This window comes from Ruegeria sp. G7 (genome assembly GCF_056535465.1).
In genome coordinates this window covers 2,838,342-2,852,046 of the sequence record NZ_JBQFIL010000001.1, presented here as the reverse complement: position 1 = coordinate 2,852,046, position 13,705 = coordinate 2,838,342, and the positions used below count along the sequence as shown (strand labels likewise).

Annotated in this window: 17 protein-coding genes and 1 pseudogene; 10 read left to right on the top strand and 8 right to left on the bottom strand. The window is 59.1% G+C overall.

The window, feature by feature from the left end:
- Positions 1–101: 101 nt before the first annotated feature.
- Genes ACR3EN_RS14325 through grxD form a run of 3 tightly spaced genes read left to right on the top strand, consistent with a single transcriptional unit; the run spans position 102 to position 966 of the window.
- Positions 102–338, top strand: coding sequence for a BolA family protein (locus ACR3EN_RS14325; protein WP_480822064.1), 237 nt, complete (start codon positions 102–104; stop codon positions 336–338).
- A gap of 16 nt (positions 339–354) precedes the next feature.
- A complete protein-coding gene (locus tag ACR3EN_RS14320) occupies positions 355–585 on the top strand; it encodes a hypothetical protein (protein WP_480822062.1) in 231 nt (76 codons plus the stop codon).
- Between the two features lie 18 nt (positions 586–603).
- On the top strand, positions 604–966 hold the full coding sequence (grxD, locus tag ACR3EN_RS14315) for a Grx4 family monothiol glutaredoxin (RefSeq protein WP_480651070.1): 363 nt from the start codon (positions 604–606) through the stop codon (positions 964–966).
- A 1-nt stretch (position 967) separates the two neighbouring features.
- Here grxD and ACR3EN_RS14310 read toward each other — a convergent pair whose 3' ends face one another.
- Genes ACR3EN_RS14310 through ACR3EN_RS14300 form a run of 3 tightly spaced genes read right to left on the bottom strand, consistent with a single transcriptional unit; the run spans position 968 to position 2,534 of the window.
- Positions 968–1,321 carry an MliC family protein gene (locus ACR3EN_RS14310; RefSeq protein WP_480822060.1) on the bottom strand — a complete coding sequence of 118 codons (354 nt, stop codon included), beginning with the start codon at positions 1,319–1,321 and terminating at the stop codon, positions 968–970.
- A complete protein-coding gene (locus tag ACR3EN_RS14305; RefSeq protein WP_480822058.1) occupies positions 1,318–1,710 on the bottom strand; it encodes a cell division protein ZapA in 393 nt (130 codons plus the stop codon). The genes ACR3EN_RS14310 and ACR3EN_RS14305 overlap by 4 nt, the downstream gene beginning before the upstream one ends.
- Complete coding sequence (locus tag ACR3EN_RS14300; protein WP_480822056.1) at positions 1,710–2,534, bottom strand: hypothetical protein; 825 nt, start codon at positions 2,532–2,534, stop codon at positions 1,710–1,712. Before ACR3EN_RS14300 ends, ACR3EN_RS14305 begins: the two co-directional genes overlap by 1 nt.
- 236 nt (positions 2,535–2,770) lie before the next feature.
- Here ACR3EN_RS14300 and tkt point away from each other — a divergent pair, with 236 nt between their 5' ends.
- Together tkt and ACR3EN_RS14290 are read left to right on the top strand one after the other, a co-directional pair.
- On the top strand, positions 2,771–4,792 hold the full coding sequence (tkt, locus tag ACR3EN_RS14295; protein ID WP_480822054.1) for a transketolase: 2,022 nt from the start codon (positions 2,771–2,773) through the stop codon (positions 4,790–4,792).
- A 73-nt stretch (positions 4,793–4,865) separates the two neighbouring features.
- Entirely contained in the window at positions 4,866–5,303 is a 438-nt protein-coding gene (locus ACR3EN_RS14290) for a hypothetical protein (RefSeq protein ID WP_480918434.1), read from the top strand.
- A gap of 46 nt (positions 5,304–5,349) precedes the next feature.
- Here ACR3EN_RS14290 and ACR3EN_RS14285 read toward each other — a convergent pair whose 3' ends face one another.
- Positions 5,350–6,288 (bottom strand): DUF808 domain-containing protein, encoded by a 939-nt coding sequence (locus ACR3EN_RS14285; protein ID WP_480822050.1) that lies wholly within the window; start codon positions 6,286–6,288, stop codon positions 5,350–5,352.
- 182 nt (positions 6,289–6,470) lie between these two features.
- Between ACR3EN_RS14285 and gap (ACR3EN_RS14280) the strand changes: the two are divergent.
- The 3 genes and pseudogenes from gap (ACR3EN_RS14280) to gap (ACR3EN_RS14270) all read left to right on the top strand — a co-directional run bounded on the left by gap (ACR3EN_RS14280) (position 6,471) and on the right by gap (ACR3EN_RS14270) (position 8,775).
- Positions 6,471–7,471 (top strand): annotated as a pseudogene (gene gap / locus ACR3EN_RS14280) (type I glyceraldehyde-3-phosphate dehydrogenase).
- 74 nt (positions 7,472–7,545) lie between these two features.
- Positions 7,546–7,689 carry a hypothetical protein gene (locus tag ACR3EN_RS14275; protein ID WP_480822046.1) on the top strand — a complete coding sequence of 48 codons (144 nt, stop codon included), beginning with the start codon at positions 7,546–7,548 and terminating at the stop codon, positions 7,687–7,689.
- 81 nt (positions 7,690–7,770) lie between these two features.
- On the top strand, positions 7,771–8,775 hold the full coding sequence (gap, locus tag ACR3EN_RS14270; protein WP_480870751.1) for a type I glyceraldehyde-3-phosphate dehydrogenase: 1,005 nt from the start codon (positions 7,771–7,773) through the stop codon (positions 8,773–8,775).
- On the opposite strand, the gene coaD is transcribed toward gap (ACR3EN_RS14270), so the two are convergent.
- The 3 genes from coaD to ACR3EN_RS14255 all read right to left on the bottom strand — a co-directional run bounded on the left by coaD (position 8,767) and on the right by ACR3EN_RS14255 (position 10,739).
- A complete protein-coding gene (gene coaD, locus ACR3EN_RS14265) occupies positions 8,767–9,258 on the bottom strand; it encodes a pantetheine-phosphate adenylyltransferase (RefSeq protein ID WP_480822042.1) in 492 nt (163 codons plus the stop codon). The genes gap (ACR3EN_RS14270) and coaD overlap by 9 nt on opposite strands.
- 79 nt (positions 9,259–9,337) lie before the next feature.
- Positions 9,338–9,775, bottom strand: a complete 438-nt coding sequence (locus ACR3EN_RS14260) for a CBS domain-containing protein (RefSeq protein WP_480822040.1) — start codon at positions 9,773–9,775, stop codon at positions 9,338–9,340.
- A gap of 61 nt (positions 9,776–9,836) precedes the next feature.
- Positions 9,837–10,739 (bottom strand): LysR family transcriptional regulator, encoded by a 903-nt coding sequence (locus ACR3EN_RS14255; RefSeq protein ID WP_480822038.1) that lies wholly within the window; start codon positions 10,737–10,739, stop codon positions 9,837–9,839.
- 104 nt (positions 10,740–10,843) lie between these two features.
- Between ACR3EN_RS14255 and ACR3EN_RS14250 the strand changes: the two genes are divergently transcribed.
- Both ACR3EN_RS14250 and ACR3EN_RS14245 read left to right on the top strand, forming a co-directional pair.
- Positions 10,844–12,343: a CoA-acylating methylmalonate-semialdehyde dehydrogenase gene (locus tag ACR3EN_RS14250; protein ID WP_480822036.1), complete on the top strand. Its 1,500-nt coding sequence runs from the start codon at positions 10,844–10,846 to the stop codon at positions 12,341–12,343.
- Between the two features lie 200 nt (positions 12,344–12,543).
- Complete coding sequence (locus ACR3EN_RS14245) at positions 12,544–13,128, top strand: L,D-transpeptidase (RefSeq protein ID WP_480822415.1); 585 nt, start codon at positions 12,544–12,546, stop codon at positions 13,126–13,128.
- A gap of 80 nt (positions 13,129–13,208) precedes the next feature.
- Here ACR3EN_RS14245 and ACR3EN_RS14240 read toward each other — a convergent pair whose 3' ends face one another.
- Entirely contained in the window at positions 13,209–13,685 is a 477-nt protein-coding gene (locus ACR3EN_RS14240; RefSeq protein ID WP_480822034.1) for a fasciclin domain-containing protein, read from the bottom strand.
- Positions 13,686–13,705: the final 20 nt, after the last annotated feature.

Genomic DNA, 13,705 nt, shown 5'->3' with positions numbered 1-13,705 from the left:
CTCTGGGGTGCAGGGTTTCAGGCCTTTGCCCGACCAGCACATCTTGCGCGCCCTTGCGCATCGCTCTAAATCTTTTTCAAAGATCTTCAGGAGAACTCCACATGCCGATGAGCGCCCACGAAATCGAAACCCTGCTGCGCGAAGCCTTTCCCGATGCGGAAATTCAGGTTGGCGGCAGCGACGGCGTGCATATGTCCGCAATGGTCGTGGACGAGAGCTTTCGCGGTAAAAACCGGGTTCAGCAACAGCGCGCGGTCTATGCGGCCTTGAAAGGTAAGATGGACGGCCCAGATGGAGAACTGCACGCGCTTGCGTTGACGACAAAGGTGCCTGAGTGAAAAGTGCCGAAGTGAGATGGAGCATGCGATCGTTATCTTGGTGGTGTTGACTGCCTTCGTTTGTTTGATCGCGCTCATCGCCATCAACAACCAAAAGGCACGGCGCAAGGATGAAAAAGGCTTTGCTTCTGGCACAACCAGTCACCTTGTACATTCATCCAGCAATTCTCATATCGGCGCTATTGCTTCAGCGCAGCCCCATAGTCCAGAAGGCCCCGCAAGAAGACGCGAAAGCGATGATGCCTAAGAGCAAAGGAAACGCGAAATGAGCGACGTTAAGACCCAGATCGACGAAACCGTTAAAGCCAATGATGTGGTGCTGTATATGAAAGGCACCAAAGAGATGCCGCAATGCGGGTTTTCGTCCCGCGTGGCCGGGGTACTGAACTATATGGGCGTTGACTATACCGACGTGAACGTTCTGGCTGACGAGAACGTGCGGCAGGGCATCAAGGATTATTCCGACTGGCCGACCGTACCGCAGCTTTATGTCAAAGGCGAATTCGTGGGCGGTTGCGACATCATCACCGAGATGACCCTATCAGGCGAGCTGGACACGCTGTTTGACGACAACGGCGTCGGCTATAACAAAGACGCGGCAGACAAAATTCGCGAAGCGAACGCCTGATCTAGCGACTGACACAGTCCCTGAACAACACCAGTTCAGGGGCAGTATCGCCTGCAGCTTGAAAGCTGATTGTTGCGTCCCAGCCTTTCGACCGCAACGTGTACGTGCCATTCGCACCGACGGATTCGTATCGAATGCCCGATCCGCTTGCGGCCTGCTGCATCGCAATAAGCTGTCCATCGATAACCATCGCCGCAGCCCCTGTCCCGTCTGCCGCGTTGAAGTAAGAGACCGGGATTTGCGTTGCATTCTCGCAGGTGAATGTCACCGATAGAATGTCGATCTGCGCCAGCGCCGCAGACCCCCAGATCGAAAGCACTCCGGCGCTAACTGCAACACCTCTCCGCAGCATCATGCCGACTTCTCTTCGATGACTGCCGCAAGGGCTTCAGCGCGTGCGGCCATCTCGGCCAGCGTATCCGTCACCGAAGGCGGAACCACCGCGACCTCGACCCGCTCGGGCTGCGGTTGCGGCATGTTGCGCAGGCGGGTCAGTTCGGCTTCGACCTCGGCCAGCTTTGCCTCGGCCAGTTTCACACGATCATCCTGCGCCGCTGCCTTGTCCGCCAGCATCAGTCCGGCCATCAGCAACATGCGCGATTCAGGCATGCGCCCGATCTGGTCTGACAGCACTTGAGCTTCATCATCCAAAAGCTTGGCGGCGGCTTGCAGAAAAGTTTCCTCGCCGTCCTGGCAAGATACGTCGAAGCCACGACCGCCGATATGAATGGTTACTTCGGGCATTATTCCACCTCTCCTTCCGCCAGCTTGGCATGGGATAACAACGGCTCGAGCCGGGCCAAGACCGCATGCGCTTCGGCGGCGTCCGATGCCCGTGCGGCTCGGGTGGCCTCCAGTTCTGCCGCGGTTGCCCGGTTGAGCATATCTGCATCCGTCACGCCGTCCTGCGCGGCGGCGCGCAGTTCGTCAACGGCCTCGCGCAGTTTTTCGTTTGCCCCGCGTAGCCGCTGCAGATCGCCGTCCAGCCGCGACATCGCCGCGCCGTGGCTTGCGCGTTCAGCGCGCAGCATCTCAAGCTCGGCACTCAACTCGGCCACGCGCTCACTGTCGGCAAGCTCAGCCCGCAACTTCGTCAGTTCGGTCTCCATTTCCTCAGCGCGATCTGCAACCTGGGTGAGCTGCTCGACCTCAGAACGCAGCGACTCAGCCTCTTCCGCCGCGCCTGCGTAAGGACGCAGCATCTCAATCTCGGCCTTGAGTGCTGAAATCTCGTCGTCATTTTCAAGAGCAGCTTTAGCCTCGGCCAACTCGGACCGCGCGGCCTCGACTGCGGCCAACTGGGATTTGACATCCGCCAACTGCGCACGCAGGGCATCCACCTCGCCGTCCGACGCAGGCTGGGCACGTAGCGCGTCAATCTCCTGCGCATGGCGTTCCTTGAGCGACTTTATCCGCTCTTCCAACTGAGCATTTGCCAACCGCTCTTCCGCAAGTGCAGCGGCATCACCGCCCTCTGCCACAGCGGTCGTCTGTAGTGCTTCAACACCGCTGCCGATCCGCTCCATCGCTGTTATGATACGGCGTTGTAATTCTTCGATCTGGCTCATGCCCCTGTCACCTCTTTACCAAGGTTCGTTCTCTTTGCGCGCCTGACCGAATCAAAAGCGGCGCCTCTGATGCCTAGTCTAACGGAATGTGACGGAAAATACCCACTGTTTGGTTTCAACCACTTGCGCACCACAGTTCAAGCGCGAAACAGACGCAACGCCCGGTTCTGCTTGCACTTTGACGGACGGATGGTATTCAGCGCCCCATCTGCCCGTAACCCAAAGGAATAACGCCCGTGGACCTGACTGCGCTGCGCACCGCCAACCCTGAACACTGGGACAAGGCTGCGGCCATCCGCACCCTGACCCTCGACGCTGTCGCCGCCGCCAATTCCGGCCATTCCGGTATGCCAATGGGCATGGCCGATGTTGCGACCGTGCTGTTCGAAAAGCACCTGAAGTTTGACGCCTCGGCCCCCAACTGGCCTGACCGCGATCGGTTCATTCTGTCGGCTGGCCACGGCTCAATGCTGATCTATTCGCTTCTGTATCTCACTGGCCACGCGGATGTGACGTTGGACGAGATCAAGAACTTCCGCCAGCTGGGCGCGAAGACTGCGGGTCACCCCGAGAACTTCCTCGTCGAGGGGATCGAAACCACCACCGGGCCGCTGGGTCAGGGCATCTCGAACGCCGTAGGCTTTGCCATGGCCGAAGAGATTCAGCGCGCACATTACGGCAAAAAGATCGTTGATCACTACACTTACGTCATCGCGGGCGATGGCTGCCTGATGGAAGGCGTCAGCCAAGAAGCGATCACACTGGCAGGCCGTCACGAGCTGAGCAAACTGATCGTCTTCTGGGATGACAACAACATCACCATCGACGGCACGGTCGATATTGCAGACCGCACCGATCAGGTGCGCCGCTTTTCGGCTTCGGGCTGGCATGTGATTGAGATCGACGGCCATGATCCGAAAGCCATCGACGCGGCCATCGTTCAGGCGAAGAAATCAAACAAACCCTCGATGATTGCCTGCAAAAGCCACATCGCTCTGGGTCACGCGGCGCAGGACACCTCGAAAGGTCACGGTGCGTTGACCGATCAGGATCAGTTGAAAGCTGCCAAGGAAGGCTACGGCTGGCCGCATGATGCGTTCGAAATCCCGGCAGATGTGAAATCCGCGTGGGAGGCCATTGGCGCCCGCGGCGCAGCCGAGCGTGCTGCATGGGAGGAGCGCTTCTCGCATATATCTGAACGCAAGCAGGCCGAGTTCAACCGCGCTTATGCGTTTGAAGCGCCCAAAAAGCTGGCGGGTGCCATCCGTTCGTTCAAGAAACAAATGTCCGAGGACCAGCCCAAGCTGGCCACCCGCGCCTCGTCCGAGAAGGTTCTGAACGTTGTGAACCCGATCATGACCGAGACCGTGGGCGGCTCGGCCGACTTGACCGGCTCGAACAACACCAAATCGGCTGACATGGGTGTCTTCCTGCCGGAGAACCGCAAGGGTCGCTACATCCACTACGGTATTCGTGAGCACGGCATGGCCGCTGCGATGAACGGCATGGCGCTGCATGGTGGCATCCGCCCCTATGGCGGTACCTTCATGGCCTTCACCGACTATGCCCGCCCCTCCATGCGTCTGGCTGCGCTGATGAAAATCCCGTCGGTTTTCGTGATGACCCATGACTCGATCGGTCTGGGCGAAGACGGTCCGACCCACCAGCCGGTTGAGCATCTGGCGATCAGCCGCGCGACGCCGAACACCTATGTGTTCCGCCCCGCCGACACCGTTGAGACCGCTGAAGCCTGGGAACTGGCGCTGACCTTCAAGGACAGCCCCTCGGTCCTGTCGCTGACCCGTCAGGGCGTTCCGACCGTGCGCAAGGACCACAAAGCCAAGAACCTGACCGCTCAGGGTGCTTACGTTCTGGCCGAAGCCGAGAGCAAACGTCAGGCGATCCTGATCGCCACCGGCTCTGAGGTTTCGCTGGCAATGGAAGCCAAAGCGATGCTTGAAGCCGAAGGCATCGGCACCCGCGTCGTCTCGATGCCCTGTATGGAGCTGTTCGCCGAGCAGGACGAAGCCTATCGCAAGCGCGTGTTGCCCGCGGGTGCCGTACGTGTCGGCATCGAGGCCGCAGTGCGTGCCGGAGGCTGGGACCGCTGGCTGCTGGGTGAACGCGGTCGCGAAGCCAAAGCTGGCTTTATCGGCATGTCGAGCTTTGGTGCTTCGGCTCCGGCGGGTGAATTGTACAAACACTTTGGCATCACCGCCGAAGCAACTGTTGCAAAAGTCAAAGAGCTACTGGGTTAAGCCCAGGCACAACGTATCGGAAAGGCGGCCCATCGGCCGCCTTTTTCGTTTCCGCAGAACCGGTCACGAATAGATGAGCCGTCGTGAAGCCCTCGTCCCTGTGTCTGCACCACGTTCGCATTACCTGCGCGGCACTGAATTGAATACAGGGAACCAGACCATGCAACTCCGAACCGCAGTCCCGATTGTTTTGATGGGCATCGCCACAACAGCCGCCGCAGGCGACTTCGCTACGAAGGAACAAATCCAGCAAACCATGAGCGATCACACCTATCAGGGGGGCATGCTATCAGGTGCGTTCACCGAGTATTACGCCGCTGACGGCGCTATCAAAGGGGACGGCTATACCGGAACTTGGACGGCAACGGACAACGGTATGTGCTTTCAGTATGGAACGGACCCAAAGAATTGTTGGAACCTGAAAATCGACGGAGCCGCCGTAACGCTGTTCAAAGACGGCAAGGTGGACGGTGCGGGTGTTGTCGTCAAAGGTAACCCAAACGGATATTGAACACCTCCCCACGCGCCCGAACCTTTGCGCGTGGGGCTGATTGCTGTCAGTGCGATTTAAGCAGCCGGGTCGCCACCGGGATCAGCGCCATACCCCAGGCCAGTCCCAAAATCCCGTCCATCGTCGCTTTGGACACCCACTCGACAACCCCTGTCCAAGCTGCCGGAACCAAATGGCCCAGAGCGTAGGCCCAATCGTGAATGTGATGGCCAAGCCAGCCAAAGCCCAATTCCTCCAGCCCGTGGATGATGATCGACCCACCGACCCAAAGCATCGCAGCGGTGCCGACAATGGACAGAACTTTCATCACAACAGGCATTGCCTTGACCAGCCCCCGGCCCGTTCCTCGTCCTATGCGCGTCGGCGCATTTTTTGCTAGGAACAGCCCCACATCGTCCATCTTCACGATCAACGCGACAGAGCCATAGACCGCCACAGTGACCCCGATGCCAACCACAGCAAGCGTTGCTGCTTGCATCCAAACATTCGGCGCCTCGATGGCGGCTAACGCGATGGTCATGATTTCGGCCGACAGGATGAAATCGGTCTTGATCGCCCCCTTGACCTTCTGTTCCTCAAGATGACCGGGATCTGGATTTTTCATATCCGCTTCGATCGCCTTGCTTCCATGTGGAAAGAGCACATGGAAGATCTTCTCGGCCCCTTCGAAACACAAATAAGACCCGCCGAGCATCAGCAAAGGCGTGATCAGCCAAGGCGCAAAATTGGCCAGCAGCAGCGCCACCGGTAATAAAAGGATGAGCTTGTTGAAAAACGAGCCGCGCGCGATACGCCAGATGATCGGCAATTCGCGTGCGGGCGCAAAACCCTGAACGTATTTGGGTGTCACTGCCGCGTCATCGATGATCACGCCTGCCGTCTTTGCCCCGGCCTTACCCGCTGCAGCCACCACGTCATCGACCGAGGCCGCGGCAACCTTGGCGATGCCCGCCACATCGTCCAGTAGGGCCAAAAGACCACTCATCGCGCTTCCTTTCCAATCAACCGCTCCGGTCGGACCCTACCTTATCCGACAGCTAGCGCAAGCGTTAGCGCAACCGCCGCAGGTTTGCGCTAACACCTTAAAAATATGCTAATTTTGCCCTTTTGAGATTCCACTTTCGCGGCTATATGCGCTGCAACATAAGCGCAGTTTGGAGACGTCGGATGACCATCAAGGTCGGTATCAATGGTTTTGGCCGCATTGGCCGCTGTACCCTGTCGCACATTGCCGCCTCGGGCCGCAACGACATCGAAGTGATCAAAGTCAACGCCACCGGCCCGCTGGAAACCTCGGCGCATCTGCTGAAATATGACAGCATCCACGGGCGGTTCCCGCGCGATATCTCGATCGAGGGCAACACCATGGATCTGGGCCGCGGCCCGATGGAGATGTTTTCGACCTACGACATGAACGAGCTGGACTGGGAAGGCTGCGACGTCGTTCTGGAATGCACCGGCAAATTCAATGACGGGCTGAAGGCCAAGACACACCTGGATCGCGGCGCCCAGAAGGTTTTGCTGTCGGCCCCCGGCAAGAACGTCGACAAGACGATTGTGTTTGGCGTGAACCACAACAGCCTGACCGGCGAAGACAAGATGGTTTCGAACGGGTCCTGCACCACCAACTGCCTTGCCCCGCTTGCCAAGGTTCTGGACGAAGGTGTCGGCATCGAGCACGGCATCATGACCACGATCCACGCCTATACCGGTGACCAGCCGACATTGGACCGCCGTCACAGCGATCTTTACCGCGCGCGCGCAGCGGCCATGTCGATGATCCCGACCTCGACCGGTGCTGCTGCAGCCCTGGGCGAAGTTCTGCCTAACCTCAAAGGCCGACTGGATGGTTCGGCCATCCGCGTGCCGACCCCGAACGTCTCGGCTGTCGATCTGTCATTCCGCGCCTCGCGCGATGTAACCGTCGAAGAGGTCAACGCCATCGTGGAAGAGGCCGCAAAGGCCCGATGCAGCGCGTTCTGGGGTATGAACCCGCGCCGCTGGTCTCGACCGATTTCAACCACACCGAGGAAAGCTCGATCTTCGCGCCGGATCAGACCCGCGTGGTCGACAACCGCATGGTGCGCGTGCTGGCGTGGTATGACAATGAATGGGGCTTCTCGGTGCGTATGGCCGATGTGGCCGTTGCGATGGGCCGCCTTAACTGACCCTTCGCACATCGCTTGTACCCTTATGCCCGCTCAGGTTATCTGGGCGGGCATTTTGTTTAGGGCGCACCCCAATGACCAATCAAATCGCCATCTGGCTTGGAATTCTCATTCTAGGTGGTCTGATGCTGGATGTTGCGCTGGTTGGTACAGAACATCTGCTGTTCCTCGGTAAGAAGCTTTACGATTTTCTCGACTGGCTCGCCTTCTGGCGCTGACAGAGGTTTTGCTTGACTTTCTGCGCAATCTGGCTTTGTTAGCGCTAACCATATACAGGCGATATTCGGACGGAGCGTATCATGACACTCAAGCTGGCAATCAATGGATTTGGACGGATCGGGCGCGGTGTTCTGCGCGCTGTCATGGAATCAGGCCGTACCGATGTTGAAATCGTCGCGATCAACGATCTGGCCAAGCCCGAGATGAACGCCCATCTGTTCGAGTTTGACAGCGTGCATGGACGCTATCCCAACCCCGTAACACTCAGCGACGCAGGTCTGGACGTTGGCGCCGGGCCCATCCGGTTAACCAGCGAGCGAGACCCCGAAGCGCTGGATTGGGCCGATGTGGACGTCGTTCTGGAATGTACCGGCGTGTTCCGTACTCGCGAAGCGGCTGAGCGGCATCTGAAAAACGTATCAAAGAAGGTTTTGATCTCGGCCCCCGCCCGTGGTGATGGCGGCGTGAAAACCGTAGTCTTTGGTGTGAACGATCACGAACTGACTGCCGACGACATCGTTGTCTCGAACGCATCCTGCACCACCAACTGCCTGTCCCCGGTCGCAGCGGCGCTGGACGCTGGTCTGGGTATCAAGCACGGCAACATGACCACCGTTCACGCCTATACGGCCAGCCAACCGGTGCATGACACTGCGGGCAAAGATCCCTACCTGTCGCGCGCAGCGGCACTTTCGATGATTCCGACCACGACTGGTGCGGCTTCAGCGGTCGGGTTGGTTCTGCCGCAACTGGCGGGGAAACTGACCGGGCAAGCGATCCGAGTACCGACGCCGAACGTCTCGGTCGTCGATCTGGTGGCCGAGGTCTCGCGCCCGACCACCGAAGAAGAGGTCAACGCCCTGTTCGTCGAAGCCGCTGCCAAAATGCCCACCGTTCTGGCCGCAGAGACTCGTCCGCTGATCTCAATCGACTTCAATCACGACCCGCATAGCTCAACTGTTTCGCTTGCCGAAACAAAAGTGACCGACGGCACCTTGGTACGCGTGCTGGCGTGGTATGATAACGAGTGGGGTTTCTCGAACCGGATGCTGGACACGGCCGCCGCGATGGGCGCGCTATCCTAAGCGTTCGCGCAAGGCCGTATTGACGCGGGGGGTGACGAATTTTGACACGTCCCCGTTCAGACGGGCGATTTCCTTTACCAGTTTCGAAGCAATCGCCTGATGCCGCGCTTCGGCCATCAGGAATACGGTCTCAATCGAATCGTCCAGCACACGGTTCATCCCGACCATCTGGAATTCATACTCGAAATCCGCAACCGCCCGCAGCCCGCGCACGATGATCTGCGCGCCGACATCGCGGGCGCAATCGATCAGCAGGTTTTCAAATGGGTGCGCTACGATCTCGGTGCCGGTTTGCTCGGTCAGATGGGCGCACTCGGCCTCAATCATCGCCACACGTTCTTCGAGAGAAAACAACGGGCCCTTGTCCCGATTGATCGCAACCCCGATCACCAGCTTGTCCACAAGGGCCGAGGCCCGACGGATGATGTCGATATGACCCAAGGTGATGGGATCGAAGGTTCCCGGATATAATCCAACCCGCATCAGGGCCTCCTGCGCATTATTTCTGCGCACGCAAACATAACTCTGCCGCAGGTGCAAGGGTCAGGCATGGGCCCTGCCCTCAATGCCCCATTATCATGCCTTCCAGCGCGTTTTTTTCCATCGCCAGTTCTGCAAGCTGCGCCTTCACCGCATCACCCAGCGTCACAATCCCGATCAGCTTGCCCTCTTCGACAACCGGCATGTGGCGGAAGCGGCCTTCGGTCATGCGGGACAGGATGGCCTCGACCGTGTCCTGTTGGGTCGCGGTCACAAGATCCTTGGTCATATAGGCGCTGACAGGTTTTCCAAGACAGCCGCTGCCGCTTGAGGCAAGCTCGCGCACGATGTCGCGCTCGGACAATATACCGGCTGCCGTCTGGCCGCCATCCTCCGAGATGATCACAGTACCGATCCGTTTATTGGCCAGAATCTCTGCTGCCTGAGAGACGGTTGCCGATGGTTCGACCGTCACCACCCCGTCAGTGGCCTTGGATTTAAGAATGGCCTGAACAAGCATAAGCAAAAACCTCCGGAATATCGTACTGTTTTCCAAAGCGTTGCCGGAATGCCTGAATGTGTCAAGGTGAAGCTTCGCGCTCAAGCCGCGCCACTTCGTCCCGCAGGCCGCGCGTCAGCGCCTCGGCAAAGCGGTTCAACCGCTCGTTGCGCTGATCCCCCTGATGGCGCACCAGATAGAACCCCCGCGTCAGACTGACCTGATCCGTCACGATTTTCCGCAAGCCGGAGTGAAACGGCAGCGTAAAATCATGCGCCACGCAGACGCCCGATCCCAACGAGACCTGACGCAGCTGCACCGACACCGAGTTTGATGCAAGCGCGACACGGTCAACCCCGATATCGTTGAGGTAATCCAGCTCTCGGTCAAAGATCATGTCGGGGATATAGCCGATCATGCGATGAGCGTTCAGATCACCGATGGTCCGGATCGGGTCGTGATCGTTCAGGTATTTCTGACTGGCGACGAGATGCAGGCGATAATCGGTGATTTTCTGAACCAGCAACTGCCCCGCTGTCGGCGCGCTGACGGTAATCGCCATATCCGCCTCGCGCCGAGACAGGTTGATGATGCGCGGCAAGGCCAGAATCTGGATATCGAGATCCGGGTTGGCATCGCTGATCTGCGCGCAAACCTGCGGCAGCAGATAATTGGCACAGCCATCCGGCGCGCCGATCCTAATCTGACCACTCAGCGATTTGGCCGAGCCGGACATGACCCCAGCCGCCGCGCGCATGGCCTCTTCGGCCTGCAGCCCGTGCTCCATCAACCGTTGGCCTGCCGTGGTCAGCACATATCCCTGCTGCGATTTCGTGAACAGAACAGCATCCAGCGCAACCTCAAGCCGCGCGATCCGACGCCCAACCGTAGCCGGGTCGATCATCAGCACTCGGCCCGCCGCCGACAGGCTTTCCTCGCGCGCGACCGCAAGGAAGACACGCAGATCATCCCAGTTTGGTGACATCCCTCAACCTTTGCATTTTTGCAAAACCGATTTGAAACATTGCCTCTGTTCAGGGGATTTTCGCAAGCCTATTCTGCGCGCAACGTAATTCGGAGGAGTTTGCCATGAACGACCTGACCCATTTCATCAACGGTGAGAACGTCGCCGGCACATCGGGCCGTTTCGACGATGTTTTCAACCCCGCCACCGGCGAGGCACAGTATAGATGCCCGATGGCCAGCGCGGCCGAGACAACCGCTGCCATTGAAGACGCCGCTGCGGCTCAGGTCGCATGGGGCGCGACAAACCCGCAGAAGCGCGCGCGGGTGATGATGGCGATGGTTGGCCTGATGAACCGCGACATGGACAAGCTGGCCGAAGCGCTGAGCCGCGAACACGGCAAGACGCTGCCCGACGCCAAGGGCGATCTGCAGCGCGGGCTGGAGGTGATCGAATATTGCATCGGCGCGCCGCAGATGCTGAAGGGTGAATTCACCGACAGCGCGGGCCCCGGCATCGATATGTATTCGATGCGTCAGCCGCTGGGTGTTGTCGCCTCGATCATGCCGTTCAACTTCCCGGCCATGATGCCCCTGTGGCATGTGGGCCCGGCGCTGGCCTGCGGCAACGCGGTGGTGCTGAAACCGTCCGAGCGTGATCCCTCGGTCCCGCTGATGCTGGCCGAGTTGTTCATCGAAGCTGGTCTGCCCAAAGGCGTCTTCCAGGTTGTGAACGGTGATAAAGAGGCCGTAGATACTCTGCTGGACAGCGAGATCATTCAGGGCGTCAGCTTTGTCGGCTCGACCCCGATTGCGCAGTACATCTATGCCCGCGCAACCGCGAACGGCAAACGCGCCCAGTGCTTTGGCGGTGCCAAAAACCACATGATCGTGATGCCCGACGCCGATATGGATCAGGCCGCTGACGCGCTGGTCGGGGCGGGATTCGGCGCGGCGGGCGAACGCTGCATGGCGATCTCGGTCGCCGTCCCTGTGGGAGAGGAAACCGCCGATGCGCTGATCGAAAAGCTGATCCCGCGTGTCGAAAAACTGAAAGTTGGCCCCTATACCGCTGGCGATGATGTGGACATGGGCCCGGTCGTGACCCGAGCTGCGAAGGAACGCATTCTGGGCCTGATCAACTCGGGCGTGGAACAGGGCGCGAAGCTGGTTGTCGACAACCGTGACTTCAGCCTGCAGGGCTATGAAGACGGCTTTTTCGTCGGCCCGCATCTGTTCGACCATGTCACCCCGGATATGGATATCTACAAGCAGGAAATCTTTGGCCCGGTTCTGTCCACCGTTCGCGCTGGATCGTATGAAGAGGCGCTGAAGCTGGCGATGGACCATGAGTACGGCAACGGCACCGCGATTTTCACTCGTGACGGCGACACCGCGCGTGACTTTGCCAGCCGGGTGAATATCGGCATGGTCGGCATCAACGTGCCGATCCCGGTGCCGCTGGCCTATCACACCTTTGGCGGCTGGAAGAAATCCATGTTCGGTGACCTGAACCAACACGGCCCGGACAGCTTCAAGTTCTATACGCGGACCAAAACCGTCACCTCGCGCTGGCCTTCGGGCATCAAAGAAGGTGGCGAGTTCAACTTCAAAGCGATGGACTGACCGGCCTTCTCCGACCGACTCTAAACCCGGCCCAACACGGCCGGGTTTTTACTGTCTGGGGCAGAATGACCACCAAGGCGCACCTCACAAGAAATTCAGAACAGCCCCTCTGGAAAAATCGGACAATCACCAATATTTTACCGCCAACTTGAATGACCGAGCAGTTGATAGTTCCGGAGGCAGACTTGTCCCAAAACCGTATGACCCGCCGCTACGCCCTGATGGGGGCCGCATCCCTGATCGCGACGCCTGCTTTGGTGCGCGCGCAGAGCCTTGATGCGTTCCCGCAAGACGAAGACGCGATCAGCACACAACTGCCAGTGCGCCGCAATGTGTCATCCTTCTCGCAGCAGAACTGGCAGGACCACTTTGATGAACTGGGCGTCGGCGCCCTGCTCGCCGATATCACCAGCCGCGCGGTGCACTACTGGGGTCCGGACGGAACCTATCGGCTTTATCCCAGCTCGGTCCCGATGAGCGAAGAACTAACCAAACGCGGCTATACCAAGGTGGTGCGCAAGGCGGAAAACCCAAGCTGGACGCCAACGGCATCGATGCGCGAACGTGACCCCTCGCTGCCGGTCCGCATGGAAGGCGGCGAGCCCGGCAATCCGCTGGGAACCCGAGCGATGTATCTGGGCTGGCCAGCATATCTGGTACACGGCACACATGATACACGTAAGATCGGACGGCAGAGCTCGTCGGGCTGCATCGGGCTCTACAACCAGCATGTCGAAGAGCTTTACCCGTTGGTACAGGTCGGCACGCAGGTGCGTTTGGTATAAGCCCAACTGACAATCCCCACGAAAAAGCCCCGGCCATATTGGACCGGGGCTTTGACGTTCAGGGGGTACTTGAGGGGGGATTATTCGGGCAGGATAACGGTATCGACCACGTGGATCACGCCGTTGCTTGCCTCAATATCGGCCTGCACCACTTTGGCGTCATTGACCTTTACGCCGTTCCTGGCATTCACGCTCAGGCGATCTCCTTGAACGGTCAGAACTTTTGCACGCTTGCCCGCGATGTCACCGGACATGACCTTGGCAGGGACCACGTGATACGTCAGGATCGAGACAAGCTGGTCCTTGTTTTCAGGCAACAGCAGCGTTTCCACGGTGCCTTCCGGCAGCGCCGCAAAAGCCTCATCGGTCGGGGCAAACACAGTGAACGGGCCGTCGCCCTTCAGCGTATCGACCAGACCTGCAGCTTGCACAGCAGCAACCAACGTATTGAACGACCCCGCAGATACGGCCGTGTCTACGATATCAGCGGCTTGTGCCTTGACGGGCAGCGCAAGGGCAAGTGCGGCAGCGGCGCCCATGAATGTGCGGCGGAACATGGCTGTTAACTCCTCTCCAG